Source organism: Paenibacillus sp. FSL H8-0048 (assembly GCF_038002825.1).
Lineage (GTDB): Bacteria > Bacillota > Bacilli > Paenibacillales > Paenibacillaceae > Paenibacillus_AQ.
In genome coordinates, this window is the sequence record NZ_JBBODF010000001.1 from 1,222,851 (window position 1) to 1,249,144 (window position 26,294).

At 51.9% G+C, this 26,294-nt stretch carries 24 protein-coding genes; 11 read left to right on the plus strand and 13 right to left on the minus strand.

What is annotated here, in order from left to right; genetic code table 11:
* The first annotated feature begins 115 nt into the window (after nt 1-115).
* Genes NSU18_RS05345 through NSU18_RS05355 form a run of 3 tightly spaced genes read left to right on the plus strand, consistent with a single transcriptional unit; the run spans nt 116 to nt 1,595 of the window.
* On the plus strand, nt 116-454 hold the full coding sequence (locus NSU18_RS05345) for a cupin domain-containing protein (protein ID WP_341021412.1): 339 nt from the start codon (nt 116-118) through the stop codon (nt 452-454).
* 15 nt (nt 455-469) lie between these two features.
* The gene (locus tag NSU18_RS05350; protein ID WP_341021410.1) at nt 470-859 is read left to right on the plus strand and encodes a cupin domain-containing protein; all 390 of its coding nucleotides are present in this window, start codon (nt 470-472) and stop codon (nt 857-859) included.
* Nucleotides 837-1,595, plus strand: a complete 759-nt coding sequence (locus NSU18_RS05355) for a class I SAM-dependent methyltransferase (protein WP_445321847.1) — start codon at nt 837-839, stop codon at nt 1,593-1,595. Before NSU18_RS05350 ends, NSU18_RS05355 begins: the two co-directional genes overlap by 23 nt.
* 69 nt (nt 1,596-1,664) lie before the next feature.
* Here the strand turns inward: NSU18_RS05355 and NSU18_RS05360 are convergent, their stop codons facing one another.
* From NSU18_RS05360 to NSU18_RS05385, 6 genes are all read right to left on the minus strand, one after another.
* The gene (locus tag NSU18_RS05360; RefSeq protein ID WP_341021406.1) at nt 1,665-1,988 is read right to left on the minus strand and encodes a hypothetical protein; all 324 of its coding nucleotides are present in this window, start codon (nt 1,986-1,988) and stop codon (nt 1,665-1,667) included.
* 103 nt (nt 1,989-2,091) lie between these two features.
* Nucleotides 2,092-3,567 (minus strand): 6-phospho-beta-glucosidase, encoded by a 1,476-nt coding sequence (locus tag NSU18_RS05365; RefSeq protein ID WP_341148433.1) that lies wholly within the window; start codon nt 3,565-3,567, stop codon nt 2,092-2,094.
* Nucleotides 3,568-3,602: 35 nt separating this feature from the next.
* Complete coding sequence (locus NSU18_RS05370) at nt 3,603-5,501, minus strand: beta-glucoside-specific PTS transporter subunit IIABC (protein ID WP_341148434.1); 1,899 nt, start codon at nt 5,499-5,501, stop codon at nt 3,603-3,605.
* Between the two features lie 109 nt (nt 5,502-5,610).
* Nucleotides 5,611-6,447 carry a BglG family transcription antiterminator LicT gene (gene licT / locus NSU18_RS05375; protein WP_341148435.1) on the minus strand — a complete coding sequence of 279 codons (837 nt, stop codon included), beginning with the start codon at nt 6,445-6,447 and terminating at the stop codon, nt 5,611-5,613.
* Between the two features lie 290 nt (nt 6,448-6,737).
* Nucleotides 6,738-7,700 carry a DMT family transporter gene (locus tag NSU18_RS05380; protein ID WP_341023291.1) on the minus strand — a complete coding sequence of 321 codons (963 nt, stop codon included), beginning with the start codon at nt 7,698-7,700 and terminating at the stop codon, nt 6,738-6,740.
* 290 nt (nt 7,701-7,990) lie between these two features.
* Entirely contained in the window at nt 7,991-9,460 is a 1,470-nt protein-coding gene (locus tag NSU18_RS05385) for a stalk domain-containing protein (RefSeq protein WP_341148436.1), read from the minus strand.
* Between the two features lie 352 nt (nt 9,461-9,812).
* Between NSU18_RS05385 and NSU18_RS05390 the strand changes: the two genes are divergently transcribed.
* The 3 genes from NSU18_RS05390 to NSU18_RS05400 are packed head-to-tail and all read left to right on the plus strand — an operon-like array spanning nt 9,813 to nt 13,390.
* A complete protein-coding gene (locus tag NSU18_RS05390; RefSeq protein WP_341148437.1) occupies nt 9,813-10,520 on the plus strand; it encodes a hypothetical protein in 708 nt (235 codons plus the stop codon).
* Between the two features lie 18 nt (nt 10,521-10,538).
* Entirely contained in the window at nt 10,539-12,224 is a 1,686-nt protein-coding gene (locus NSU18_RS05395; RefSeq protein WP_341148438.1) for a vWA domain-containing protein, read from the plus strand.
* A gap of 26 nt (nt 12,225-12,250) precedes the next feature.
* Nucleotides 12,251-13,390: a toxic anion resistance protein gene (locus NSU18_RS05400; protein ID WP_341148439.1), complete on the plus strand. Its 1,140-nt coding sequence runs from the start codon at nt 12,251-12,253 to the stop codon at nt 13,388-13,390.
* A gap of 91 nt (nt 13,391-13,481) precedes the next feature.
* On the opposite strand, the gene NSU18_RS05405 is transcribed toward NSU18_RS05400, so the two are convergent.
* Nucleotides 13,482-14,405 carry a helix-turn-helix domain-containing protein gene (locus NSU18_RS05405; RefSeq protein WP_341148440.1) on the minus strand — a complete coding sequence of 308 codons (924 nt, stop codon included), beginning with the start codon at nt 14,403-14,405 and terminating at the stop codon, nt 13,482-13,484.
* A gap of 273 nt (nt 14,406-14,678) precedes the next feature.
* Between NSU18_RS05405 and NSU18_RS05410 the strand changes: the two genes are divergently transcribed.
* Both NSU18_RS05410 and NSU18_RS05415 read left to right on the plus strand, forming a co-directional pair.
* Nucleotides 14,679-15,527, plus strand: coding sequence for an ornithine carbamoyltransferase (locus NSU18_RS05410; RefSeq protein WP_341148441.1), 849 nt, complete (start codon nt 14,679-14,681; stop codon nt 15,525-15,527).
* Between the two features lie 48 nt (nt 15,528-15,575).
* The gene (locus NSU18_RS05415; protein ID WP_341148442.1) at nt 15,576-16,859 is read left to right on the plus strand and encodes a DUF5050 domain-containing protein; all 1,284 of its coding nucleotides are present in this window, start codon (nt 15,576-15,578) and stop codon (nt 16,857-16,859) included.
* Nucleotides 16,860-16,933: 74 nt separating this feature from the next.
* Here the strand turns inward: NSU18_RS05415 and NSU18_RS05420 are convergent, their stop codons facing one another.
* The 4 genes from NSU18_RS05420 to NSU18_RS05435 all read right to left on the minus strand — a co-directional run bounded on the left by NSU18_RS05420 (nt 16,934) and on the right by NSU18_RS05435 (nt 20,816).
* Entirely contained in the window at nt 16,934-18,073 is a 1,140-nt protein-coding gene (locus NSU18_RS05420) for a DUF4179 domain-containing protein (RefSeq protein ID WP_341148443.1), read from the minus strand.
* Nucleotides 18,063-18,599 (minus strand): sigma-70 family RNA polymerase sigma factor, encoded by a 537-nt coding sequence (locus NSU18_RS05425; protein WP_341148444.1) that lies wholly within the window; start codon nt 18,597-18,599, stop codon nt 18,063-18,065. Before NSU18_RS05425 ends, NSU18_RS05420 begins: the two co-directional genes overlap by 11 nt.
* Nucleotides 18,600-19,107: 508 nt before the next feature.
* Nucleotides 19,108-20,340 carry an aminopeptidase gene (locus NSU18_RS05430; RefSeq protein ID WP_341021386.1) on the minus strand — a complete coding sequence of 411 codons (1,233 nt, stop codon included), beginning with the start codon at nt 20,338-20,340 and terminating at the stop codon, nt 19,108-19,110.
* 128 nt (nt 20,341-20,468) lie between these two features.
* Complete coding sequence (locus NSU18_RS05435; protein WP_341021385.1) at nt 20,469-20,816, minus strand: hypothetical protein; 348 nt, start codon at nt 20,814-20,816, stop codon at nt 20,469-20,471.
* Between the two features lie 200 nt (nt 20,817-21,016).
* Here NSU18_RS05435 and NSU18_RS05440 point away from each other — a divergent pair, with 200 nt between their 5' ends.
* Complete coding sequence (locus NSU18_RS05440; protein ID WP_341148445.1) at nt 21,017-22,195, plus strand: VanZ family protein; 1,179 nt, start codon at nt 21,017-21,019, stop codon at nt 22,193-22,195.
* A 15-nt stretch (nt 22,196-22,210) separates the two neighbouring features.
* Nucleotides 22,211-23,716, plus strand: a complete 1,506-nt coding sequence (locus NSU18_RS05445) for an amidase family protein (RefSeq protein ID WP_341148446.1) — start codon at nt 22,211-22,213, stop codon at nt 23,714-23,716.
* Between the two features lie 97 nt (nt 23,717-23,813).
* On the opposite strand, the gene NSU18_RS05450 is transcribed toward NSU18_RS05445, so the two are convergent.
* Complete coding sequence (locus tag NSU18_RS05450; protein ID WP_341021381.1) at nt 23,814-24,581, minus strand: exodeoxyribonuclease III; 768 nt, start codon at nt 24,579-24,581, stop codon at nt 23,814-23,816.
* Between the two features lie 175 nt (nt 24,582-24,756).
* On the opposite strand from NSU18_RS05450, the gene NSU18_RS05455 reads away from it, so the two are divergent.
* Nucleotides 24,757-25,044: a hypothetical protein gene (locus NSU18_RS05455; protein WP_340023200.1), complete on the plus strand. Its 288-nt coding sequence runs from the start codon at nt 24,757-24,759 to the stop codon at nt 25,042-25,044.
* 115 nt (nt 25,045-25,159) lie between these two features.
* On the opposite strand, the gene NSU18_RS05460 is transcribed toward NSU18_RS05455, so the two are convergent.
* Nucleotides 25,160-26,266: a citrate synthase/methylcitrate synthase gene (locus tag NSU18_RS05460; RefSeq protein WP_341148447.1), complete on the minus strand. Its 1,107-nt coding sequence runs from the start codon at nt 26,264-26,266 to the stop codon at nt 25,160-25,162.
* Between the last annotated feature and the right edge of the window lie 28 nt (nt 26,267-26,294).

The following is a 26,294-nucleotide window of genomic DNA, read 5'->3' on the forward strand; positions in this document are numbered from 1 at the left end:
CATGGCAACAGAGTCATTTTAGAAACTCTGCTACAATTCAATAAATGAGAACGATTCTCACTTTACTTCTCATTATAGCAAAAGTTAAGCATCAAGCAATATACAGGAGGACATTATGAGTGAAATCAAAGAAGGAACGATCGTTCACTTCAATCACATGATCAGTATACGGCCTAATCAGATTTCCAGCAGAACACTTCACTTCCCTGAAGGAGCTGCCGCCACTGCGGAAGCCCCGGATTGGGTGCTATACGGCATGGACACCGGCGAATCCATCAGCTCAGAGACCTCGCCCAGATCCAAGATCATCCACGTTCTGGAGGGGGAACTGCACATGCTTATCGCTGACCAGTCCTGTGCATTAACCGCCGGAGCAGCAGTCGTCGTACAGACCGGCACTTGGCATGAGTTCACCGCACAGAGCAGCTGCAAATTCCTGCAAATCAGCATTTAACCTGGAGGTAATCGTATGGAACAAGAACAAGAGCAATTTATTAAAAGACTCCCGCATGCGGAGGTTATGGATCTGCGCAAAATCATTACCGTTGAGCAGGAGCAAGTGTCCAGCCTGACCCTGGTCCAGCGGCAGAACCTTGCCATGACTCTGATCTCAGTAGATACAGGTTCATCGATTGGCGGGCACTCCTCTCCCGGCGACGCCATGGTCAATATTCTGTCAGGTGAAGCGCGGATTACCATTGACGATAAGCCCTATATAGTGCGCGCTGGGGAGACTCTTATTTTGCCTGCCAATATTCCCCACGCGTTATATGCAATAGAAGCCTTCCAAATGCTGTTAATCGTTGTGAAGCCTGAGAAGAAAGGGTTGAGACATGTTGAAAAAGGAAGTCGGTCATAATTTCCTTGCCAAGCTTGGTAAAAAACGGCTGCGTCCCGGCGGTGTCGCTGCTACGAACTGGTTAATCCGGCAAGCGAAGCTGAGTAAGGACAGCCGGGTACTGGAGGTAGCCTGTAACATGTGCACTACCTCTATCCAGCTTGCGCGGGAGTACCATTGCCAGATTACCGGAATCGACATGGACCCCAGGGCGCTTGCGAAGGCGGAGCAGAACATCAGAGACGCGAAGCTGGAGAGATATATTAATGTCAGACAAGCGAATGCGATGAAGCTCCCTTTTGAGGATAACAGCTTCGATGTCGTCATTAATGAAGCCATGCTGACGATGCTGAACCAGGCGGCGAAGCAAAAAGCGGTAGCTGAATACTTCCGTGTCCTCAAGCCGGGCGGTGTGCTGCTTACGCATGACATCACTTTTGCAAAGGAGAATATGGCGGAGGAGCTGGCCGAGCTGCGGAAGACCATTCATGTGAACGTAGAACCGCTGCCTGTAGCAGACTGGGAAGGCCTGTTCAACACGACCGGCTTCAAGCTGGTTGAGCATGCAACCGGATCGATGTCGCTGATGAGCATTACGGGGATGATCCGGGATGAAGGGGTCGCCGGTACGCTGCGTATTTTCAAGAATGCCCTCAAAAAGGAAAACCGCGCGCAGTTCAAAAAAATGTATACCTTTTTCAACACCACAGGCAAGGATCTCAATTATATCGCAGTATGCAGCAGCAAAAATGATTAACACAAGAAGCTGTCCCAACCAGCCCTATTTCACGGCATGCGGGACAGCTTCTCGTATGTGTATTTCTGTTTATGAAGCGTTCTGATTCGACAGAGCGGCTAACACTTCATCGGTAATGTCCTTGCCACCCTTGAAGTTAGTAATGAACGCCCCGATGGAATAGATCGGTCCCCAAGGAATCCCCCACCAGCCTACAAAGAAAGTCAGCAGGGTGTACTTCAAGCCTTGTTTGACGGAGCCCTCGCCCGCCTTGATGAAATAGATACCCGAGCTGCGTCTGAACGTCATCAGGACAACGGAGAAGCAATACGTATAGATCACGAATTTGCCGCCTTGCTGAATCTGGCTCATAATATTGCCGCCGTCCATGTTCTCGATCCCTTTTATGACCATAGGAAATCCCCTTTAATGTTTGTTAATAATCATATACCGTAGGGATGGCGGACTGAAACAGCAGACAAATATTTGTAAAACGTGAGCTTCCGGCAGTCGCGGATTACTCCAGCTCAGCTCCGTTACTGGCGATTACCCTTTGATACCAGAAAAAGCTGTCTTTGCGAGACCGGTCCAGCGTCCCCTTGCCCTCGTTATCCTTATCCACATAGATGAAGCCGTAACGCTTCTTCATCTCTCCGGTACCTGCACTGACCAGATCGATGCAGCCCCAGGAGGTGTATCCGATTAAATTCACGCCGTCAGCCAGCGCCTCCCCCATCGCCCGGATATGTTCCCGCAGATATTCGATCCGGTAATCGTCCTTGATTGACCCGTCTGCTTCTACGGTATCTACTGCGCCAAGGCCGTTCTCCACCACCATCATCGGCAGGCCATACCGGTTGTAGATATTATTCAGTGACCACCGCAGGCCTTGCGGGTCAATCTGCCATTCCCATGCGCTTGCCTTCAGATAAGGGTTCTTCAGACCCAGCGACATATTGCCGCCAATCGACTCCTGATCCGGAGCTGCGCTTACGCAGGTGGATGAATAGTAGCTGAAGGTGTAGAAGTCTACACAGCCTTCCTTAAGAATCTGCCCGTCACCCTCCTCCATCTGCAGCTCAATCTGCTTCTCCCGGAAGTATCGCAGCGCGAAGCCCGGATAAGCGCCTCTTACCTGAACATCGGAGCAGAGGAAATTACTCAGATTATCCTTCTGCTGGGCCAGCAGCACATCCTCGGGATTACAGGTCAGTGGGTAAGAGCACATATAGGCAATCATACAGCCGATCTGAAAATCCTTATGAATCTCATGTCCCAGCTTCACGGCTCTGGCACTGGCGATGAACTGATGATGGAGTGCCTGGTATCTTAGCTGCTCATTCTCAGTTTGCGCGGATGCACTCAGCTCGGCATTTCCCTCAGGCTTCATCGCCCCGGCCATGAAGGTCCCGAAAGGCATCGTAAGGATGTTGATCTCATTGAAGGTCAGCCAATACTTCACTTTATGCTTATACCGGTTAAAAATCACCTCGCAGTAACGGACATAGAAATCAATTGTTCTGCGGTCCGCCCATCCGTTGTACGCTTCGGCCAGATGGTAAGGCGCTTCATAATGGGAGATCGTCACCAGCGGTTCGATCCCGTGCTTGGCCAGCTCGGCAAACACCCGGTCATAGAACTGCAGCCCTTCTTCGCTTGGCACGGCATCATCCCCGTTCGGGAATATCCGTGACCAGGCGATGGACATGCGGAACACCTTGAAGCCCATCTCGGCGAACAGCGCGATATCCTCCTCATACCGGTGATAGAAATCAACGGCCTCATGGCTCGGATAATTAGCTCCGGCTTCCAGCACCGGAGTAATTCTCCGGGAGACCGTATGCGTTCCGGCGGTCATGACATCCGCCGTGCTTAACCCCTTGCCTCCCGCATCGAATCCGCCTTCAAGCTGATTCGCAGCCGTTGCGCCGCCCCACAGAAAATTTTCCGGAAAACTTCTGTTGCTCACCTTCGCATTCACGTTGTTATTCATAATTAATTCCTCCTGGGATTGGATTAGGATACCTGTTAGATCATGACGGTCAGCAGATTCTCCCGGTAATCGACACTCTTCTTATCCGTCTCAATGACATCCAGATACTCACCGGAATTGGAGATGATCACAGGCGTGGTCAGCGTATAGCCCGCCTCTCTGATTGCGGCAACATCGAACTCCATGAGCAGTTGGCCTTTGGTGACGGTATCGCCTTGCTTGGCCCGGGGGGTGAAATGTTTGCCCTTCAATTTGACCGTGTCCTTGCCGACATGAATCAGAATATCGACCCCGTTATCACTGGTAATGCCGATTGCATGGCCGGAGGCAAACAAGGTAGTCAGTACCCCGTCAACCGGAGAGTACACCTTGCCTTCCAGCGGTTCAATCGCTATGCCTTTGCCCATTGCGCCTGTAGAGAAGGCTTCGTCGGTCAGCTCCGACAAGGCTCTGATCTGACCCTTCAGCGGACTTCCCACCGTCTCCTGCTTCACCAGAACGCTCCGGGCAGTCCCCCCGCTTTTGCTGTCCGCCGCTTCTTCATCCTTGAACCCGGAGAAGAAGACAAGAATGAACCCGAGAATGAAGCTGATCACAATGGCGGCAATCGCGCCGTAGAAGCCTTTATCCATCCCGTCAGGACTGATGTAGCTTGGGATACCGAAGATTCCCAGACCGCCGAGAATATAACCTTTGGTGCCCATTAGACCGACGATACCGCCGCCGACCGCCGCCGCAACACAGCTTAAGATGAACGGCTTCTTGCGCGGCAGTGTAATTCCGTAAATGGCAGGCTCCGTAACTCCGAAGATACCGGAGATAATGGCCGGAATCGACAATGACTTCAGCTTGGCGTTCTTGGTCCGCAGCATAATCGCCAGCACAGCACCGGTCTGGGCAAACGAAGCGCCGAAGGAAGCCGCCAGAATCGGATCAGATTTCAGTACAGCCATGTTATTGAGAGCAATCGGCACCAGACCCCAGTGCAGCCCGAAGATGACGAAGACCTGCCAGAACGCGCCTACCAGCAGCCCTTCAATAACCGGACTGAGATTGTAGAGGAACAGGGTTCCCTGCCCCAGCAGCTGTCCCGCCCAGGTGGAGACCGGACCGATGGCAATCAGCGCCAGCGGGACGGTGACCAGCAGGGTAAAGAACGGGACGAGGAAGGTACGTACCACGCTCGGCGTCACTTTTCGGAAGAAGGCTTCCAGCTTGGAGCCAATATAAGTCGAGATGATGATCGGAATGACGCTGGAGGTATAGGACATCAGGATGACCGGAATCCCCAGGAAGGTAATGTACACAGGCGATTCAAAGATCGTTCCGCTAAAAAGCGTGTACAACGGTTCGCCCGCCGCCGTGATGGTGCCAAAGGACGGGTACACCAGCGTAGCGCCTATTGCCATCCCGATAAAGATGTTGGCTCCGAATTTCTTGGCCGAGGTATACCCCAGGAAGATCGGGAAGAAGTAGAACAGGCAATCCCCGAGCGCATTCAGAATCTGGTAGGTCCCCGACTCTTTGGTGAGAAGTCCTACGGTCAGGAACAGGGCGGTGAAGCCCTTGATCATCCCGGTTGCGGCCAGTACGCCAAGAGTCGGCGAGAATACGCCGGAGATCATGTCGATGAAGCTGTTGAACAGACCCATGCGCTCACCGGAGGCTGCCTCTGATCCGCCTTCCTGTAAACCGCCCGCGGTCATCACCTGCGCATAGACCTCAGATACATGATTGCCGATCACGACCTGGTACTGGCCGCCGCTCTGAATCACCGTTACAATGCCGTCCATATTTTTTAGTACATCTGTATTCGCCACCGCCTCATTCTTCAGCTTGAAGCGCAGACGGGTCACGCAATGGCTAAGTCCGTTGATATTCTCCTTGCCGCCGACATGCTTGATAATATCCTTGGCTAGTGCCTCATATTTCATAGTAAGTCCTCCCGTTTCCTGATGAATGATAAGCAAAAGGCGAAACCATCCCGGCAGGTTCCTGCCTGATTTGGTTTCGCCTGCATGACCAGTAACAATCCAAGTGGTTTTATTCAGTTTGTCTTTGTGTTACCCGCTGAATGTGAATTGTCAGATACAGGATTTCTTCATCCCGGAGCTTCTGGTCCAGATACTTCTCAATTTTGAGTACACAATGATGGGCTTTCCTGTATTTCATCTTCACCTGCTTGAGCAGAAAATCGTCCACAGACTCCTCAGACTCCTGCTTACGCGAACGCTGGAAGAAATACCGCAGATGGGTGATGAACCGCTCATAGCTGACGGTACTCTCATCAATTTCGTTGTTATAGGAATACTTAACAATATTGAGGATGTCATCAATCTGCTGAGTCTGCCTGGTAAGATCCGCAATCTTGTTACCCGAGCTGTTCATTTGTGCATTGATCAGATGGAGTGCAATGTTCCCGGCCTCATCCTCCGGCAGGCGGATACGGGTAACCTGCTCAATCATTCCCATGGCATGATGCCCGATAGCGTACTCCCTCGGGTAACAGCGCTGAATCTCCCAAAGAAGCGGATTGTCGTTGCGGATGCCCTGCTCATGTAGCCTTAGCGCATGAGTCAAATGATCCGTCAAGGTCACATAGATATAATCGCTCAGCCGGGCCTTCAGCGTCTGCTTGGCATACTCGATAATGTCATAGCTTAAGGCCACATATTCGGCGGGGGCATCCGCCATTAAGGCCTTGAATTTCTCGGACGCGTCATTTCGCTTCAGGACAAATGTCTTCTCGATCAGAGAGACATCCACCGGATCACCCGGACTCTTCTTGAAGCCGATGCCGCGTCCCATAACAACCAATTCATCCTTACCTGAATCCTTGGCAATAATGGCATTGTTATTGAAAATCTTCTCGATAATCAACCCAGCTGCCCTCCTTTACCCCGAATTTCATTTGGCAATGCTTACAGGATGTTAGACGGGTCAAGGATTCCTTACGGCGTCCCGCAGGGCCCTTAACATAAAGAAAGGCAAAACCCAAAACACGTGACCATGTTTTGGGTTTTGCCTTTGCAGTAACAATCCCAAATTCAGAATAGCACCGAATTTCAGTTTTGGCAACAAAAATGTTTGCGCTTACAAATGTATGGTTATGTCAAAAAAAGGAATGTCCCCTATTCACAGGGAACACTCCTCTTCTATCTGCACTTACCTTAGACCGATGACGAACTCACGGCCTGGGCATTTCCACTTCCCCACCGCAGCTTATACAGCTCCGGCAATACCACACCCAGCAGCACCAGCACCACCCCAATCCATTGTAGAAGACTTACATGCTCCTGCAATACGAACGAGGACATTAAGACGGCAACGGGCAGTTCGACGGCACCCAGAATACCGGCCATCCCGCCGCCGATATGCGGAACTCCGATGGCGAACAGCAGCGGCGGAATGAAGGCGCCGAACAAGCCGAGCAGGAAGCCGAACAGCAGCAGCGGTCCCCATAGCATACCGTTAAACAGGAAGGTCGGCGGGAACAGGATACACAACAGCACCAGGCCGCCAGTGACCATCCAGGCGCTCCGGTAGGCCGGATGGGCCGATGGAACGGCTTTGCCGCTGAAGATAATGAACATCGAATAGCTTACTGCCGATAATAATCCGAGCATCAGCCCCAGCAGGTTAAACTCGGCAGCTCCCTGATTCAGAATACCTGCGGCAAGCAGGGTTCCGCCGAACAGCAGGATCAGCGTCAGCACCGTGATTTTGTCAGGGCGTTGACGTTTGCTTACGGCCTGAATGAGCACACTGATCCAGGTGAACTGGAACAGCAGGATAATCGCCAGCGAAGCCGGAATATACCGGAGCGACTGGTAGTAGAGCAGGCCCGTAACCACGGTTGGCGCACCGGCCATCATCAAGAGCAGTCTATGCTTCCAGGTCAGCCTTGCGGGGGCCGCCTTGGCAGTTGCTGTAACGTTCGTTGTGCTGCGCTGTTTGCGGTTCGCTCTAAGCTTGGTATATAACGCAAGCAGCCAGGCGAGAATACAGCCGGTTAAGAGCTGGGTGCCGACTACCTCTCCCAGCTTGTAACCCTGCCCGTAGGCCAATACAACAATTGTTGATAAAATGCCGTAGCTCATAGCGCCTACAAGTACGGAGATTAAATATTTCATATCTTTCATGTCTGTTATGCCTCCTGAATCTTCTGATCTGAATCATCTCGTCAAGGTCAAGGACCGCAGAGACGCAAAAAATCCTAACTCCGGGATAGGGACCGCTGGTTCATGGTCCTTATCATCGTAGTTAGGAAGAGTAGGCTTCCTGTAGAAACCCTCGCCCTGTAACATCTGAATGGCTGCGAGGTTATACGAGAACAATATAGAGTTATGAATGATTGCCTGATTGACGACTGTTCATATGTTACACGCCAAGTGAGCTGGCGTCAAGTCTTAATTCTTTTTAATCAATTCTCCAGCCTGACTTCACCCGTACTTTTATTCCACTGTAAGCCAATTCCGAGAAGATTACATATGGTCTCCAGCGGGAATTGTGCCGAATCCGGCAGATTGTTCATTGTAAATTCGCGGTCTGATTTCTTGCCATTGATATATAATTCGAGCGGATCGCTGAATTTGACCTGGACAGTGTTACTTCCGTATACGAAAGACCAGACCGACATTTGTTTATAATATAATTTCGGATCAGGGTTGGATGTGCTCATGCTTACCTTCACGCCAAGTGCCTTGAACACACTGTTCTGCGGTACATACAGCTTGCCGTCCTTAATGGAAGCTGTGCCATAGAAGGAGAACGGCTCACCGTTGACGAAGAACATCAGCGGCGGCTGGACCGGTGCCAGGATATATCCCGCTTGATCCTTGGTCACTGTCCCCCTCCCGGTCGCAAGCCCCGTGTCGAAGCTGTCGCCCCAGCCCAGAAGCGTCCCATCCTTGTGCTGGGCAAAGCCAAAGGTTCCGCTGCTTCCCCAAATATTGCTGATTTGATTTCCTTTTTTGATCTGATACGGCTTCGCCAGTGCTCCAGAATTATAGTTCCATTGCCAGAGCGTTCCATTCCTCTTCAAGGCAAACAGCCGGTAGAAGCCGGTATCCAGCTTGTAGACATTATTAAGGCCAGCAACGGCAGAAGGTGCTTTGAGCCCCTTGTTCCAACGCAAGACTTGGCCGTCACTGCGCAGCAGGAACAGTTCACCATTTGTAGCTGCCATACCGGTTATTGAGGATGAAGCTAGCGTAGCTACACTGACTGGATCACTCTCCAAGCGGATACGGTTATACACGGTATTAACAACACTCATTTGCTTCACACTGCCCTCTTTAGTAAGAAACAACGCATCGTTACCGTTAATTAGGGCGGATCTGACTCCGGAGACTGCCTTGAGTGCTAAATAGTGAATCTGTGCCGGCAGCACGCCAGGCTGATCGTAGGACGGGTACCACAGGGTGGCCGTTCCGTCTTTTCTCACAGCGATACCAAGGTTACCATTTGTGGCGATAGAGGATACCTCCTGCAGACCCTCCAGCTTCACTGGACCTCCCCGTTTTTGATCCCGCAATTTGGGGTCATTCTGAATATAGCTGCTGTAGTCCCGGCCCCACCCCCATACCTCTCCATCCTTACTGAGCGCAAAGGATACGCTTCCCGCTGCCGCCACCTGCACGATTCCGCTTAGACCTTCTACCTGTCTCGGAATGTACTGATTAATACTTGTACCGTCCCCGACTTGACCGAACTTATTGTCTCCCCAGCCGGTGACGGTCCCGTCACTCCAGGCCGCTATTCCATGCGCAGAGCCGCCGGACACACTTACCGCTCTTACCACCCCAGCAGCAGCCCCACTTCCGGCTGGCAGACCTAAGGATACTATCAGCAGTGATACGAGGAGCAGAACTGATGATTTACGAAAAAACAACGGCTTATCCCCCTTGTAAGATACTTTATTCTCATAGATTCTTTTAACCTTCCTATTATGTTCCATTTATTAGTAATTAACAATAACAAACATAGACCCTACTCTCCCAAATTATGATAAAATATAACTCAATTCAGCAGCCCATCTGAAAGGAGTCCTACATATGGTGAAGACCCGTCCTCAATCCGGCGCGATCGTAAAAATTTGAAACATTGACAAGTTTCGATACGTAGCAGTCTGTAATAGCCTTCATTCCAACCCATTTCATGTGATTCAAGCTGCTATCCCCAAATATACTACTACGGAGGAGGTGTAGATCCTGAACAGATCCGGGCCCGTTAAGCTCCTCGGCATGATTGCCGGAGTTGTAATTCTAAATGTCATCGTTCTCTCTCCCGGCCTGCTCGGTGTCGAGATCGGCGGAAGCCCGCTGGAAACGGCATCGGCAGTAACCCTGCTAATCATCAGTCTGCTGGTCGTCTTATACGGAAGTTACACCTTGCTCTTCAACCCCCCGGCTGCCAGGCCCGCCAGCGTGCAATTAGAGACGCGTGAGGATTACATTGCCGGCCTTGGCCGTCACCGGAATGTGAAGGTGCTGAAGGATGATATCTCCCTTGCCCTGGATCAGATGGAGCGGATTGAGAAGAAGAAGACCGCACTGCTCCAGGTGCTGGGCCGCAGGTTCGATCCGGCTGAGCTCAGCTTCCGCAAGTTTCATTCTGTCATTATGGAGGTTGAAAAGCTCTTTTATCTGAATATCCGCGGGCTGCTGGGCAAGCTCAGTGTGTTCGATGCCTCGGAGTTCGCCAGATTCAGTGCCGGTAACGCATCAAGCCGGTTCTCCAGCTCCCTGATTCAGAAGAAAACCGCGTTATACAACGAATATCTATCCTATGTCAAAGGCTGCCTCGGGGCCAACGAGGAAATTCTGCTTAAGCTGGATCAGCTCCTGCTGGAGATTACCGAGCTGGGCAGCGCAGATTATAGCAATGTGGAAGACATGCCATGCATGCAGGAATTGACCGCCCTGATCGGGCAGACGAAACTCTATCAGTAAGGAAAGGGAGATGAACCTATGAGGAAAGGCAAAACACTGTTCATACTCGGCATTATCGCCGCATCCGTCTTCGCACTTGTCTATTTCGGAATCACCTTAACGTCCAATCTGGGCAAATCCAAGACAGAAATCTCTGCCGAAGACGCCGACAAAAGACTGAACCGCCTCTATAAGGATATCAACGTGACCAGTGCTGAGCCTGTAAAAGGGCAGATCGATCTTGATCCGGCATCCGTCGGCGATTCGTTGCCCGATATCTCCAAGTTCCCCATCTCCGTAGAGAGCACAACCGATAGCTACGTCGAGATTTTCTCCTCCACGGAGAAGTCCGGAACAGGCAACGACGGCTGGCTGAATGAGGTTGCAACAGACTTCAACGCTGCCGGTCTTACAATAGACGGCAAGCCGGCCTCCGTCAAAATCCGCAACATCGCTTCCGGCACAGCCGCAGATTATATCCGTTCCGGCAAATATGTGCCTGATGCCTTCACTCCCTCTAATGAGCTATGGGGCGAGATGGTTAAGGCCAGCGGCGTGCAGGCCGAGCTGGTTACGAAGCGTCTGACCGGCAACGTCGCCGGAGTCGTAATGAGCAAGCAGAAATACGACCAGCTGGTCGACAAATACGGTTCGATCAATGTCAAGACGATTACCGATGCCATTGCGGCTAATGAGCTGGCGATGGGGTACACCGATCCTTTTGCCAGCTCAACGGGGCTAAATTTCCTGGTCACCGCGCTGAGCACCTTCGATAGTACAGATCTGCTGGGAGCCAAGGCGGTGCAAGGCTTCGAGAAGTTCCAGGCCAACGTGCCCTTCATCGCCTCCACCACCCTGCAAATGCGGGAAGCCGCCAAATCCGGCATGCTGGATGCCTTCGTGCTTGAGTATCAGACCTTTGTCAATGCGAAGGACCTGACCAGCGGCTATGTATTCACCCCGTTCGGGGTAAGACATGACAGCCCGCTCTATGCACTCGGGCAGCTGCCGCCGGAGAAGCTGGCGATCATTAAGAAGTTCGGCGAATTCGTCCAGCAGGAGAAGTACCAGAAGACGGCTGCCGACAAGGGCTTCAACGGCCTGACCGACTATGTCTCCGAGCTGGCACCGGTTGACGGCTCCATTCTCACCTCGGCCCAGAAGCTCTGGAAGGAGAAAAAGAACAGCAGCAAGCCGATTGCGGCAGTGTTCGTAGCCGATGTCTCAGGCAGCATGGCCGGCGAGCCGCTGAACCGTCTCAAGGAGTCCCTGCTGAAGGGCCAGAAATTCCTCGGCAAGGACAACAGCATCGGCTTTGTCTCCTATTCCAGTGATGTGACCATCAATCTGCCCATCGGCAAATATGACACCAATCAGCAATCCATGTTCGTAGGGGCGATTAACAGCCTTCAGCCTGTGGGCGGCACGGCTACCTTCGACGGGTTGGTGGTTGCGATGAAGATGCTGAAGGATGAGCTGGCGGTGAACCCGGATATGAAGCCTCTGATCTTCGTGCTGAGCGACGGGGAGACCAACGAAGGCCATTCCCTGGATGATATCCGGGGCCTGATCGAGACCTACAAGATTCCGGTATACACCATCGGGTATAACGCCAATATCAAGGCACTGGAGAGCATCTCCAGCATCAACGAGGCGGCCAATATCAACGCTGACACAGAGGATGTAGTATACAAAATCGGTAACCTGCTCAACGTGCAAATGTAGACTTTATATTCTGAAGGAGGGTTCATATGTCATTCACCATGGAAATCCCCAGCCCCGAGAAGCTGAAATCTGTCATTGAGGAGCAGGTCCAGCCGGAGCCGGAGGAAGTCACCCAGCTTAAGGAGCAGGCTCTAAATAATGTATCCAGTATACTGGAGCTGGACTTCGAGTCTCTGGAGAAACGCAAGGCCGTGCTGCAGTCCATTGACAGCTTCGGGATGGGCACCATGCGCTCCTCGTCGGAGAAGAACTCCCTGCTTCAGGTATCGGTGGGCAATCTGTCCAAGACCGGGGATGAAGGCGGCCAGGTCGCCAAGGGATTAACCGAGCTTCATCAGCAGCTTAAGGATCTGGACCCCAGTGCGGTTGATTTCGCCAAAAGCGGGTTCCTCGGCAAGTTTTTCCACCCCCTGCGTAATTATTTCGCCAAATATCAAAAGGCCGATGCCGTTATCTCCGATATTATTCTATCCCTGGATAAAGGCAAAGCCGTGCTGAAGAATGACAATACGACACTGGAGATTGAACAGCAGACCCTGCGGGAGCTGACCAAGCGGCTTAAGAAGGAGATTCAGCTCGGCATCCTGATGGATGAAGAAATCGAGAAGCAGATTGAAGCTGCCAAGCAGCGCAGTGAAGATGAAGATAAGGTGCGGTTCATTACGGAGGAAGTCCTGTTCCCGCTGCGCCAGCGGGTGATGGATCTGCAGCAGATGCTCGTGGTCAATCAGCAAGGCATTATGGCCATCGAGGTTGTCATCCGCAACAACAAGGAACTGATCCGTGGAGTCGACAGAGCCAGGAATGTTACGGTATCTGCGCTCAAAATTTCGGTTACAGTGGCCAGTGCCTTGTACAACCAGAAGATCGTTCTCCAAAAAATCGAGCTGCTGAACCAGACCACCGACAATCTGATCAGCGGCACCTCCAGAATGCTTAAGGAGCAGGGTGCTGCCATTCACAAGCAATCGCTCGAAACCAGCATTTCGGTCGATACGCTGAAGCAGGCCTTCACCGACGTCCTCTCAGCACTGGATTCGATCAGCACCTACAAGCAGGAGGCGCTCCCCAAGATGCGTGAGACCATTACCCAGTTCCGGGAGCTGGCAGATAACGGCGAACAGCAGATTCAGCGGCTGGAAAAGGGCAACACGCTCGGGCTGTAGCAGCAACGCTGCCCATATTTAACGAAAAACAGAGCATGGCGGAGAATTCGCCGGTGCTCTGTTTTTTGTGTGTCTATTTTCCTTTTGCGCTCTACTTCCCTTTATTAAGTAAGCCTGTCACCATTCTGCTCAAAGTCCCTTGATCGATATATGGAGCGAGGCTTGCCAGCAGATCCGGGCTAAGCTGTTCAGCTTCCACTTCACCAAGCAACTTCTCAAGCTTTCCCCTGTCCAGAAAAGGAGCAAGACCTATGAGCCGGTTTCCATCGACATTACCGTCTGCCACGCGGTCAACTAGAAGGCCCAACGTTTCCCTGCTAATAAAGGGAGCCAGTCCTTGAATGGAGTGCCAGCTGGGGCTGTCCCCTCTGGCTTGTTGCACCAATCGGTCCAGCTGTTCCCGTTCCAGAAACGGGGCGATGCCCACAAGATTGTTCACCTCTCTGGAACCGTCCGCTGCTTGATCAACCAGCTCGCTTAAGGTGCTGCTGCTGACGAACGGGGCAAGGCCGGCAATAACATTCCAAGCCATTTCTTTCTTTTCAGCTTGACGAACCAGTTCATCTAATAGATCTGTTCCCAGAAAAGGGGCCAGCCGCATAATTACATCTAACGTAAGGACGCTGCTGTCTATGGCCTCTGTCACCTTATTAAGGGCACTTGCTTTTACAAAAGGCGCTACTTCTACAAGCTCTTCCATCTCCAGCTTACCGGCATTGACCAGCTCTGCAACCTGGCCCGGCCTGTTCTCTGCAATCTCCTCTACGATCCGTCCTATGTGCGGGTGCTCCCGATGGTCTGCGTTATCTCCTGCATTCAAAATGTCGTCGACGGTCAGGCCGAATACCCCCGCAACCTGCGGAAGTGTTCCGATGTCCGGCAGCGAGTCGCCCCGCTCCCATTTCGATACCGCCTGATGACTTACATTCAGTTGATCGGCAAGCTCCAGCTGGGTCCAGTCCCGGTCTTTGCGAAGCCGCGATATATAAGCCCCAATTCTACGTAAGTCGAGCATGATATCCCTCCGAGATTATAAAATGTACAGTGCGCACTGCCAAAAACAGCATAGCATTTCAGCATAGACAAGCCTATCAATTGCTGGTTGAATGACTGCATCCCCTATAATTCAACTGCCGGTAGAATGTTCCGGATGACTATTTCAGGGTTAAATATTAATGAAACCCCCTAAATATATTAACATAAAATGGGTTGTATACTATTCCTGATTATTGTATATTTATTCAACCGGCATTTATTGCTGACTTCTCATCTACCGGGGGATACACCGATGCATTTTTTGAATATTAACCAGCTTACTTCAGAGCAGATTCTGGATATCTTTGAATTAACCGACCGGCTTCGTCTCCGGCAATCAGAACCGCTGCTCGAAGGTAAAACGATGATCCTCTTCTTCCCGGAGACCAGTCTGCGGACCAGGGTCAGCTTCGAGAAAGGCATCCGTGACCTGGGTGGGGCCTGCATTACCTTTCCGCCGGAGACGCTCGAGAAGAAAGAAGCGCCCGGAGATATCGTCCGCTACCTGGAGAACTGGGGGGATGGCATCATCGCCAGAACACCTGACCTCTGCAAACTGGAGGAGCTGTCCGCCTGCGCCTCTGTTCCCGTTATTAATGCGATGACCGCACATAATCACCCTTGCGAGATTCTGGCTGACCTGTATGCTCTGCGCAGCCTCCGGGACAACTACCGGGAGCTGACCTACACCTTCGTTGGACCGCCCGGTAATATATCAAGAACTTGGCTTGAGGCAGCGCAAGCCCTGAATCTCTCCTTCCATCATGTATGCATGCCAGGTCATGAGCTGGCCAGCGGCAATCATCCAGGCTATACCTTTCATACGAGCCTGGATAGCGTGTTACCGGAAAGCGATGTAATTCTTACCGATTCATTGCCCAAGGATTTCCTGACCCCGGAGTATATCAGCGCCTACCAGATTACACTGGACCGGATGAAGCAGACCAGACCCGGGGCGCTGCTGAACCCCTGTCCTCCCTTCTTCCGCAATGAGGAGGTCAGTGAAGAGGTTATTGCTTCGCCTTATTTTGCCGGATTCGGGTTCAAGAAAAGCCTGATCTATCTTCAGCAAGCCATCCTGATCTATTGCTTATCGCATTGATACACAACACATCCACATTTCCTGAAGGGGAGAATGACTATGAAGGCTTTGTTCAGAAAAACAGGTATCCTTCTGCTTGTACTGCTACTGGCATCACTCGGTACTCTCGGGGGCGGCGGATTGTCACATACAGCAGCAGCGGCCGCTTCTGCAAAATCATATGTGTACTATGTCTCTGACGATGTTCTATACCGTGTGACCTCAGATGGAAGTGAGACACAGAAGATCGTAGAGAACTATGACGGCAACGGATTAGACTCAACCGGCAAATATCTGTATTTTTACTATGATGACGGTATGGGGATTCAGCGGCTGTCCCTGAGCGATCCCGAGGCTTTAATTACGAGCTTCCTCGGGGACCGAAACATCCTCTTTTACCTGATCGAGGGTCCGTATCTGTACTTCCTGGATGATACAGGACACATCTACCGTACCTTAGCCGATGCTGACGATGATTCACGGCTTACCCTTATAGCTGACAACGCTGATGTGAATTTCCGGACCTTCAAGGTCTCGGGCGGGCGGATCTACTATAATGCGCTGAAGAACAACACTACCTGGGTGGCTTCGAGGTCCCGCGACGGGAGTGGAGTCATTCAGTGGATAGCAAGCGGAGCTATTCAGAAAAGCAAATTTTACCACCCCTATGCCACAAACATGAACCTTATGGTTGACAACGAACCTGCTGAAACCGAGTATTCGCTGAAATCCATGGTGCTCTACACCCTCCCTCTTATCGGTGGAGTTCCCAAAGCAGCCAATCTCAAAAATCCGCTGGAATCCAATGCCGCCACTGCCGGCAGCTGGTCCGACCATTATTTTCTGTTCAACAAAGGCATTAAAGTAGACGCCACCGGCGAGGAGCTGGACTATAACACCGGCAAAGGCTTCCTGATGGATAAGAACGGAAAGATCCTGCAGCTCAGCCAGAACAGCGTGATCAGCATCAGCGAGATTGCCGCGAATAAGCTGGTCTATGCAGATTCCAAAGGCAAAGCCTACATCAGCACGCTGGCTAACGGCAAAATCATCTCCTCCAAGTCGCTGCCGCTGTCGAATATTAAAGATATCCGAACGGTTAGAAACGGCTCGGCACTTACCACCGTATTGTTCACCGCAGCCGATGCTTACTTGCTGAATGCCGATTTTTCCTTGACCAAATTGAGCGGCGTCGAATCCGATTACTCTGTAATTACAGACAATATTCCAGGCTTGTATTACATCAATGGTCTGGATAACGACTGCCTGTACCGGTACAGCAATGACGGCAAAACCAAAACCAAGCTGTCCACTGGCCCGGTTAGCTACTTAGCACTTGTCTCCGCGAAGTAATATACAGAGAGAAAAAGCCGGAATTTCCGATATCGGAAGTTTCGGCTTTTTTTAGAGATGCGAATAGATAAAGTTCACGGCAGAATGCGCAAGTTAATCTCCCTGGTATTCTTGCCCGTCCCTGTCTTCATAATCATATTCATCGTTTCAGGTTTATCGAGCAGATTGCTGCCAGAGTACCATTCAAAGCCCTCATAAGTGCCTGATCCTGATGACATTCCTATCTCGGTGGTCCCATACTTCGTTATCGATTGAATTTTCTCCCCGTATGCCGCGCCAAATATCTTTTGCCGGTTCTGCCATGTAACCTCAGACTCGTTTTTAATTTTGAATATAGTGCGGGTCATCAAGGGGGAGAGCTCCACCTGCTCCAGCGTCACTTGAATGCCCTCCAGCATGAAGTCCTCCTGCGGCTTGACAATGACCGTCTGCTGCTGTTTGAATTTCGGGTCCAGCTTGAAGCTGATCCTGAGTCTCGGGGAATAATGCACATCAGCTAAATTCACACCCTTGCTCTTCCCCAGATCTTTCATTTTCCCTTCATTCATCGAGGCAATCAGAAAATTGGCTTCCACCTGCTCCGGGAACGGCTTGCTGCGGTCCAGATAGATAACACCCCGACCATAGAAAATGCGATAATCGTCGTACCCGTTTGTCTTAGCATTAGCGCCAATCTGACCGCCGCTGTTCAAATCGTATCCGGTTGCCAAATTTTTGATTCTCGCACTGCTAATACCATAGATCTCCTGCCCTTCCGCAACATTTGCTGTATACAAAAAGATGATTTTGTTCTCATCCGCCGTTACCGCATTCAAGGTAATCCGGTAATCCCCGCTGGCTGCGCTCTGATTAATCTCCTGAATGTAGCCGTGCCGGATCGCTGAATCCAGTGTAGGTGCCTCTAAATCGAATTCATAGAGCCGCTTGAACATCTCCAGCCCGCCCCAATTCACTTCTCCGGCAGGTCCGGCAGCACGGGGTGCTGCATTATGAATGACCGGGATGAAGAACAGAATCACTGCAGCAATCGCGGCTGCGGCGAATCCGATGAAGGAGCCTTTGGTTAGTCTGCCCTGCCAGCTTTTACGGCGTCCGCGCTCGATCCCTGCTTGAACTGCCGCTCTGACCTCATTGCCCCCGCAGTCCACCCGTACCTCTTCACGGATACGAAGCGCATCGGACAACATCGCCTGTTCTTCTCTGCTATTGTTCATTCCATTCACCCCGGTTCTTCATAATTTCCCTAAGCTGCTTCAGGCCCTTGTGCTGCCAGGTTTTGACGGTTCCCTCCGGCTTGCCCAGCAGGACTGCGATCTCGGCCAGGGTCAGATCATTATAATATTTGAGCAGCAGCACATGGCGGTATTTCACCTTTACCTGCGAGAGCGCCCACTGCATTTCCATGGAATCCGTACTATTCTGAATGACCGGCTCCTGCATATTCTCTGCCGCTGTAGGGACTGCCTTCTTTCTTCTGCGCTGCTCGTCGATGCAGACATAGATTAATATTCGGATCAGCCAGGTTTTGAACGCGCTGGGGTCCTTCAGGGTCCGCCGCTTCATCCAGGCCCGGCAGGTGGTCTCCTGGAGCGCTTCCAGTGCGTCATTGCGGTTGCCCAGATAACTGTAAGCAATATGGTATAGCTGGTCGCTATGCTCCATCACCGCTTTGACAAAGTCCGTCTCCTCAAGCGGTACAGCGGCAGTTACCTGCTTCATCTCTGCCCCGGACATCGTCATCTCTCCCTCTCCTCTCCATCCCTTTTACATGAATTAGACGGAGAGGTTATGCAAACAGTTTTAGTCTGCGGTAATTATTTTATAATCCTCATGAACGACAGAAAAACCGCAATCCCCGCTGCTGGGAATGTTGCGGCCTTTCTTGTTATATATGAAACTATAGTTTCCTGCTGCTGTGGAGAGGGTGCTGGACCAAATGTATGTCAAAAACAGCATACGTTGTGCTTGCAAGCAGGCGCACGTCTAATTGTATGTGAAAAACAGTATACATGGGCTCGCAAGCAGGCATATGGACTGAATGTATGTCAAAAACAGCATACATTTGCTCACAAGCAGGCACACGGCCTAATTGTATGCTAAAAACAGCATACATTGTGCTATCATGCAGGCACACAGTCTCATTTGTATGCTAAAAACATCATACGTTATGCTCGCGCAAAGGTAGTCTTATTCATCCGGTTAGGATGATTTTGTTCTGGAGATTATTTCACTTCCAGATAGGATACACCTAGAGCACCCAATTCCCCTTGCGGAACACCGGCTCAATCGTGCCGTCAGCCAGTTCTCCGTCAATATCTAGCGCATCGGAGCCTACCATGAAATCGACATGTGTGAGGCTGACGTTGGCCCCTCTAGATAGCAGTTCCTCGCTGGTCATGGAGGTTCCCCCTTCAATATTCACCGGATAGGCACTGCCCAGCGCGAAATGACAGGAAGCATTCTCGTCAATTCCGGTATTGTAGAACACTCTGTTCAGCCGGGAGATCGGCGAATCATGCGGCACCAAGGCCACTTCTCCGAGGTAAGAGGCGCCTTCATCCGTCTCCAGCAGGGAGGTCAGGTGCTCACGGCCGGATTCAGCATCATAGGCAGTAACCTTGCCGTCTGTGAAAGTAACGGTAATTCCGTCGACGAGCCGCCCGTTCAGGTTCAGCGGAAGCGTACTCTTGACGGTGCCGTTCACGCCGGTGCGGCGAGGCATCGTGTAGATCTCTTCGGTAGGCATATTCGCTACAAAATAGACGCCACGCTCGTTCTCCCCGCCGCCGCCACGCCATAAATGGCCTTCCGGCAGCTCGACACGCAGATCCGTGCCGGGAGCACGGTAATGCAGGCTTTTGTAGCGCTTGGCATTCATACGGTCCTGACTCTGCTTCAGCTCGCCGATATGACTGCGCCAGGCGGCCACCGGATCTTCGCTGTTCACCCGGTTCATCTGGAACACCGCTTGCCACATCGCATCGATCCGCTCGTCCTCCGGCAGATCTGCGAACACCTTGTCCGCCCAGGCACGTGTCGGCGCCTTGATCAGCGACCAGCTGATTCTGCTGTTACGGGTGTAGACCTGGTACTTCTTGCGCGCAACTGCAGCTGCCTTAACGGCAGTGGAGACCTTGGCCGAATCGATCCCGCGGAATAATTCCGGGTCTGGCACCTTTATATGTAATATAGCTCCGCCTTCTTCAGCGAATCCCTCCAGCATATCGGCATGCCACTGCGGATAATACCCGAATGATTCCTCAGGAGCCTTCTCGTAACGGATGCGTGTGACCGCTTCATCGTCCCAGTCTACAAGCACGTATTTCGCTCCGGCTTCATAGGCCTTGCCTACAATCAGCCGGGTAAGCTCCGCCGTCTCCAGCGGCGCGTGAACCATCAGAACTTGTCCCGCCTGCACATTCACACCGACCTTCACTACCAGCTCTGCGTATTTCTCCAGCATCTGTTCAAAATCCTTCATTTCATCTCTTCCTCCATATCTTCACTGTCTCTGTATAATTATAGCGGAAGACCGGGGAGATGGCACGTATCTATGTACAACCGGAAGCTGAGCATATCGTAACTCCTCCGCTTCCGGCAGCGCTTCCGCTATTGCTTATCCACCTGCAGCAGGTGAATGGTCTTCACATCGTACGTATGGGCGATTTTCTCTTCCGCAATCACTTTCAGCTTCGTCAGGCTGGCTACCTTGGCCGGGTCTGCCCGGGAGAGCAGCCTCCACAGCTCGGGGTCGGATAAGGTCTGATAGAGCTTGTCATCATCATACTCCTTGCGGTTCTGCGTAACCAGCTTGACCTTGTAGCTGCCGAACACCGCTTCTGTCTGCCCCGCTTCATTAATGTGGGCAAGGATCTCCTGCCGGAGTCCGGCCAGCTCCTTTTCCAGCTCCTTCTGCTTCGCCTTGAGCTTGTAATACTGTTGAACCTTCTTTTCCATACAGTGCTCACGCTCCTCTCCTAACATGTCTATGCAGGAAAGAACAGTTAGAATGATTAATTCTGTTGAGACGGTTTATGTTTAATTCTATAATGGAGTCGTTGTGTGACAAGTGGAAACGGCTACACCGTCCTACTAAAGGACGATACCGTTTCAGCGCGAAATAGAAGGATAAGTTATCGCGTGCAACATATAACTTCTTGTATTTCAAAAAACTGACAGCAGGTGAACCCATGTTCCAGACTTATCTATTCCCCATTTCCTATGCATTCATGGCCTTTCCGGTTGCGGCGCTATTCTTCACGTTACCGTTCCTAATTGTGCAGTACCGCCGGCACGGCTATATCAATAAAATCAGGGCCTTGGTGCTGTATCTGTTGCTGCTGTACCTGCTTAACGCGTTCTTCCTGGTTCTGCTTCCCTTGCCTGATTCCAGGCACAATGCAGCCCCCTCCGGGAGTATGATCCAGCTTGTACCGCTGCAGTTCATTCAGGATATTCTGCACAATACGCCCATTACGCGCAGCGACCCTTCCAGCTACCTTAATGTGCTGAGCGGAGCGGATTTTCTGCTGGCGGCCTTCAATGTTCTGCTGACCGTACCCTTTGGTATGTTCCTTGGCTACTACTTCCGCACGCGCTGGGTAGTATGCATTATCCTGTCCTTTGCGCTGTCGCTGTTGTTCGAGATTACGCAGATTACCGGCATTTACGGGTTCTTCGATCATCCCTACCGGATCTTCGATGTCGATGACATGATTACGAACACACTGGGCGGCATGATCGGCTTCAAGCTCTCCCTATGGATCTCCGGCCTGCTGCCGAGGATTGAAAAGCTTGACAGCCAAGAGGACCTTTCCGCCAAAAAAGTGACCTACACCCGCCGCGCCCTTGCATTCCTGCTGGATTCGATCCTGCTGCTCGCGGTAACCATCCTCCTTAATTTGCTCTCGCTGCGTATTTCGTGGTGGGCAGTTAGTATGGTGTATTTCCTGAGCATTCCTCTGTTCACAGGCGGACGAACCTTCGGCAAATGGGTTGTGCGTATCCGGCTAAGGAGTGAGGACGGCGGCCCGGCCAGACCCTGGAGGGTATGGGCACGATATGGATTACTCTATGGCGTCTTAGGCGGAATGAATTCCCTGGGGCCTGACTCCTCCTTCTTCGTCTACATCGGTAAAGCCCTGGCTGCTGTAGTGAAAATGGTCATCCTATTGGCAGATTTGGCCTTCTTCATCCATCTGGTGCTGCGGCTGATTAAGCGTGACCGTCCGCTCATCTATGAAGAGCTTAGCAGAACCCGCAATGGAATCACCTGGCCGGAGCGGCATCAGGCAGCGGTAAACGAGACCCTAAATAAGACAGTAATCAATGAATAGAGGTATAGTATCCTTATGAATAATAACGATTCCACCCGTATCTCCTCTGCTCCAAATGAGCTTGATTGGTTAATAGAAGCAGACATCACTAGTATTCAGGAGCAAATGGCACAAGGAAGCTTAACCTCCGAAGTGCTGGTAGGCTGGTATTTGGAACGGATCAACCGGTTGGACGGTCTGCTCCGCTCCGTACTGGAGGTGAATCCAGAGGCTCTTGCGATTGCCGCGAAGCTCGATCAGGAACGAAGAGATCAGGGCAGCCGGGGACCGCTGCACGGTATTCCGGTCCTGGTCAAAGATAACATCGGCACAGCTGATAAGCTGCACACCAGTGCAGGAGCCTTGGCGCTTGCAGAGTGCATAGCAGCAGAAGATGCTGAGCTTATCACCCGGCTAAGAACAGCCGGGGCAGTGATTCTCGGCAAAGCCAATATGACCGAATGGGCCAACCTCATGTCGCCGGCGATGTGGGCTGGTTACAGCTCGCGGGGCGGACTTGTACTGAGTCCTTACGGCCCGGGCGAGCTGTTCATTGGCGGCTCGAGTTCGGGAAGCGCGGCGGCAGTTGCCGCTAACCTTGTCACCATCGCCGTAGGCACGGAGACCTCCGGCTCCATCATCAGCCCGGCGGCCCATAACTCCCTGGTCGGCCTTAAGCCTACCTGGGGTCTGGTCAACAACAAGGGCATTATACCGGGAATCGGGAGCCAGGACAGCGCCGGTCCGATGGCCAGAACGGTCAAGGACGCTGCACTCCTGCTTAATGTATTGGCCGGGAGCGCCGGCTCTTTTTCCTCAGCTGTACTGGATTATTCGGCAGGTCTGGAGCTTCATGCACTGGCAGGCAAGCGGATCGGAATTCCGCGATTCTATTATAAAGATCTGGATAGTGAAGCTCTTAAGATGATGGAATCTGCCATAGCGGCCTTGAGAGAGCTGGGGGCAGAGATCGTTGACCCCGTGGTGCTTCCCTGTCAGGATGCTGAATGGAAGGCTACGATTCTACAATATGAATTCAAGCGTGGATTGAACAGCTATCTGGGAAGCCTGCCGGAATCTGCTCCTGTGCATTCACTGCAGGGGCTGATAGATTTCAATCAGCAGCATTGCGAACAGGCACTCAAATACGGCCAGGGTACACTGGAATGGCTGAACACCTCGGGGGATGATATTACAGAGCAGGAATATTTGGAGCAGCTGCAATCTTCCCGTTCACTGGCCGGTAGTCAGGGAATCGATTATGCCCTGGAGCATTACGCTCTGGATGCGCTTCTGTTCCCTGGAGATCACGGATGTGAAGTAGCGGCCAGAGCGGGTTATCCGCTGATTACAATTCCTGCCGGCTACACCTGCTCGGGTATTGTTGCACCAGGCGGTTATCTTACCAAGGGACCGCAGGGCATCACCTTCTGTGCCTCAGCCCATAGTGAAGCTATGCTGCTAGGGATTGCTTATAGTTACGAGCAGGCCACGAAGCACCGGCGGACGCCGGTACTGGAGCCAGGCAGCTCGTCAGAATAACCGGGCAAGCCGCCCTCAACCGGCGTTACAACTGAAAGAGGCCGTATCCCGAACTCCGGGATACAGCCTCTTTTTATATGATAGATATACACTCTGTCTATACTTCCGCCGTATCCGCCAGATGGAGGACTACCGGGCAATGATCGCTGCCAAGCACATTACATTCAATTCCGGCGTCCAGCAGACGCGGGGTCAAGCGCTCGGAAGCGAGAAAATAATCGATCCGCCAGCCCACATTCTTCTCTCTGACCTTAGGCATGTAGGACCACCAGCTGTAGGCACCCTCCAGTTCAGGATAGAACCATCTGAAGGTATCCACGAAGCCGGCTGCGAGCAGCGTGGTCATTTTGCCGCGTTCTTCGTCAGTGAAGCCTGAATTCCCCCGGTTCGATCTCGCATTCTTCAGGTCAATCTCCTGATGCGCCACATTCAGATCCCCGCACACGACAACCGGCTTATGCTCATCCAGCTTCAGCAAGTAGGCGCGGAACCGGTCCTCCCACTCCATCCGGTAGTCCAGCCTCGACAGATCGCGTTTGGCATTCGGCGTATACACATTCACCAGATAGAAATCCGGGAATTCCAGGGTGATAATCCGCCCCTCATCCTCCGTCTCCTGCTCCAGTCCATATCGTACGGATAGCGGCTTGATTCTGGTGAATACCGCCGTACCCGAATATCCTTTTTTGAGTGCATAATTCCAGTACTCCGCATATTCCTCTCCATGATCCAGAACAACCTGCCCCTCCTGGAGCTTCGTCTCCTGCACACAGAAGATATCTGCGTCAACCTCCCGGAAATACTCGTTAAACCCTTTATTCACACAAGCTCTCAGACCGTTCACATTCCAGGACACCAGCTTCATTGTTGTCATTTCCCCTTACCTGTCACTAGATTACATCCAGTGTACCATAGATTCGGGTTGTCTATGAATCTGCCGGCATCCTATTGAAATGTGTGAATCTCCCATGACATACGTTACAGCAATCATAGCTTTGCCGAATATACTATCCTATCACAAGGAAAAGGAGGACATTACAATGGCTATCTTATTACCGCAACAATTCTTCAATCTGCCGGCTTCTGTAGGTAAATCTTTCTATGAAAATCTGGCAGGTGGCATCAACGCGGCAGTGACTGTAAACAACAATTCCGGGTTCCCCGTGGATCTTGTTATTTACAGAGTCAATGCACCTGTGGTGACTTATATTATCCCTGCATTTAACAGTCTCACTCTATCCGTGCATGCCCTGCTGGTCGCAGGACTTCTCAGCACAGCTGCCGGTGCAGTCTTCGGCACAATCGAAGTGGCAACCTCTGATTTCTAATCTAATGTAAGAGTATCCCCCCTCATACTCTCTCATTAACATTCCCTTGTTAAGCATCTCCGGCTGGTAGACGGCCGGGGGTGCTTTTGCACGTTCAATAGAGAAGCAGCTGCTATCAAACTGTCTCTGATTCAGGCATAGGTCCGATATAAGTAGATTGTGGCCGGAAAATCCGGTTATGGGCTGACTGCTCCAGCAAATGGGCCGTCCAGCCGACAATTCTTCCCGCTGTGAATGTAGGCGTGAAGATCTCCGGCGCCAGCTTCAGCGCCTTCAGTATAGCCGCAGCATAGAATTCAACATTGGTGAACAGGCGGCGGCCCGGCTTGTATTCCTTCAGCAGCGCAACCGCAGTAGCCTCCACATGAAGCGCAAGATCAAAGTAGGCGTCCTTGCCGATCATCGTAAGTGTCGCAATCTGCAGGGCTTCAGCCCGCGGGTCCTTAGTCTTGTAGATCCGGTGCCCGAAGCCCATCAGCTTCTCTCCAGCCTCAAGCTTCCCTCTCAGCCAAGGCTCTGCGCGTTCCTTCGTTCCGATCTCCTCCAGCATCGATATCACTTCATATGGCGCACCGCCATGCAGCGGACCCTTCATCGCTCCGATTGATCCGGCTACAGCCGCACATAGATCCGATTCCGTGGACAGCACCACCCGCCCGGCGAACGTTGAGGCATTCATGCCATGCTCCATGCAAAGGATCATATAGGCGCTAAGTGCCTTCACATGAGCCTCTTCAGGCAGCTTGCCTGTGAGCAGATACAGATAATTCGCGGCATGGCCAAGCTCAGGAAGCGATTTCAGCGGCGGCAAGCCCTGAAGGCTACGGTACCTGTAAGCTATGATCGCCGGAAGCATTGCCGTCAGCCGCACGGCCTGCTTCAGCGTGGGCGGCCAGGTAGCGTTCTCCTCATCCCCAAGGGCAGCCACTGCACTTTGTAGTACCAGCATCAGCGGGACAGAAGCCGGATACAGATCAAGCATTTTGCAGAGATATTCAGGAACCCTTCTCTCCGCTGCCATTTGCGCCTTGAGCTGCGCCAGCTCCTCCGCATCAGGCAGGTGTCCGTTCCAGAGCAAATAAGCGACTTCTTCATAGCTTTTGCTCACCGCAAGCTCCTTTGCCCAATATCCGCGGTACACCAAATACCCTTTCTCTCCATCTACCAATCCAATTGCTGTCTCTCCGGCAACTACGCCTTCTAATCCCGTTACTTTAGCCATTATATCTTTACCCCTTTTCCGGTCCCCC

Bases quoted from the DNA above. Each gene is read 5' to 3' on its own strand.
- NSU18_RS05380 (WP_341023291.1), bottom strand. From the start codon at position 7,700: ATGAAATATTTAATCTCCGTACTTGTAGGCGCTATGAGCTACGGCATT.
- NSU18_RS05390 (WP_341148437.1), top strand. From the start codon at position 9,813: ATGATTGCCGGAGTTGTAATTCTAAATGTCATCGTTCTCTCTCCCGGC.
- NSU18_RS05410 (WP_341148441.1), top strand. From the start codon at position 14,679: ATGCATTTTTTGAATATTAACCAGCTTACTTCAGAGCAGATTCTGGAT.
- NSU18_RS05445 (WP_341148446.1), top strand. From the start codon at position 22,211: ATGAATAATAACGATTCCACCCGTATCTCCTCTGCTCCAAATGAGCTT.
- NSU18_RS05435 (WP_341021385.1), bottom strand. From the start codon at position 20,816: ATGGAAAAGAAGGTTCAACAGTATTACAAGCTCAAGGCGAAGCAGAAG.
- NSU18_RS05395 (WP_341148438.1), top strand. From the start codon at position 10,539: ATGAGGAAAGGCAAAACACTGTTCATACTCGGCATTATCGCCGCATCC.
- NSU18_RS05345 (WP_341021412.1), top strand. From the start codon at position 116: ATGAGTGAAATCAAAGAAGGAACGATCGTTCACTTCAATCACATGATC.
- NSU18_RS05420 (WP_341148443.1), bottom strand. From the start codon at position 18,073: ATGAACAATAGCAGAGAAGAACAGGCGATGTTGTCCGATGCGCTTCGT.
- NSU18_RS05455 (WP_340023200.1), top strand. From the start codon at position 24,757: ATGGCTATCTTATTACCGCAACAATTCTTCAATCTGCCGGCTTCTGTA.
- NSU18_RS05365 (WP_341148433.1), bottom strand. From the start codon at position 3,567: ATGAATAACAACGTGAATGCGAAGGTGAGCAACAGAAGTTTTCCGGAA.
- NSU18_RS05425 (WP_341148444.1), bottom strand. From the start codon at position 18,599: ATGACGATGTCCGGGGCAGAGATGAAGCAGGTAACTGCCGCTGTACCG.
- NSU18_RS05370 (WP_341148434.1), bottom strand. From the start codon at position 5,501: ATGAAATATGAGGCACTAGCCAAGGATATTATCAAGCATGTCGGCGGC.
- NSU18_RS05405 (WP_341148440.1), bottom strand. From the start codon at position 14,405: ATGCTCGACTTACGTAGAATTGGGGCTTATATATCGCGGCTTCGCAAA.
- NSU18_RS05430 (WP_341021386.1), bottom strand. From the start codon at position 20,340: ATGAAGGATTTTGAACAGATGCTGGAGAAATACGCAGAGCTGGTAGTG.
- NSU18_RS05400 (WP_341148439.1), top strand. From the start codon at position 12,251: ATGTCATTCACCATGGAAATCCCCAGCCCCGAGAAGCTGAAATCTGTC.
- NSU18_RS05350 (WP_341021410.1), top strand. From the start codon at position 470: ATGGAACAAGAACAAGAGCAATTTATTAAAAGACTCCCGCATGCGGAG.
- NSU18_RS05460 (WP_341148447.1), bottom strand. From the start codon at position 26,266: ATGGCTAAAGTAACGGGATTAGAAGGCGTAGTTGCCGGAGAGACAGCA.
- NSU18_RS05450 (WP_341021381.1), bottom strand. From the start codon at position 24,581: ATGAAGCTGGTGTCCTGGAATGTGAACGGTCTGAGAGCTTGTGTGAAT.
- NSU18_RS05360 (WP_341021406.1), bottom strand. From the start codon at position 1,988: ATGGTCATAAAAGGGATCGAGAACATGGACGGCGGCAATATTATGAGC.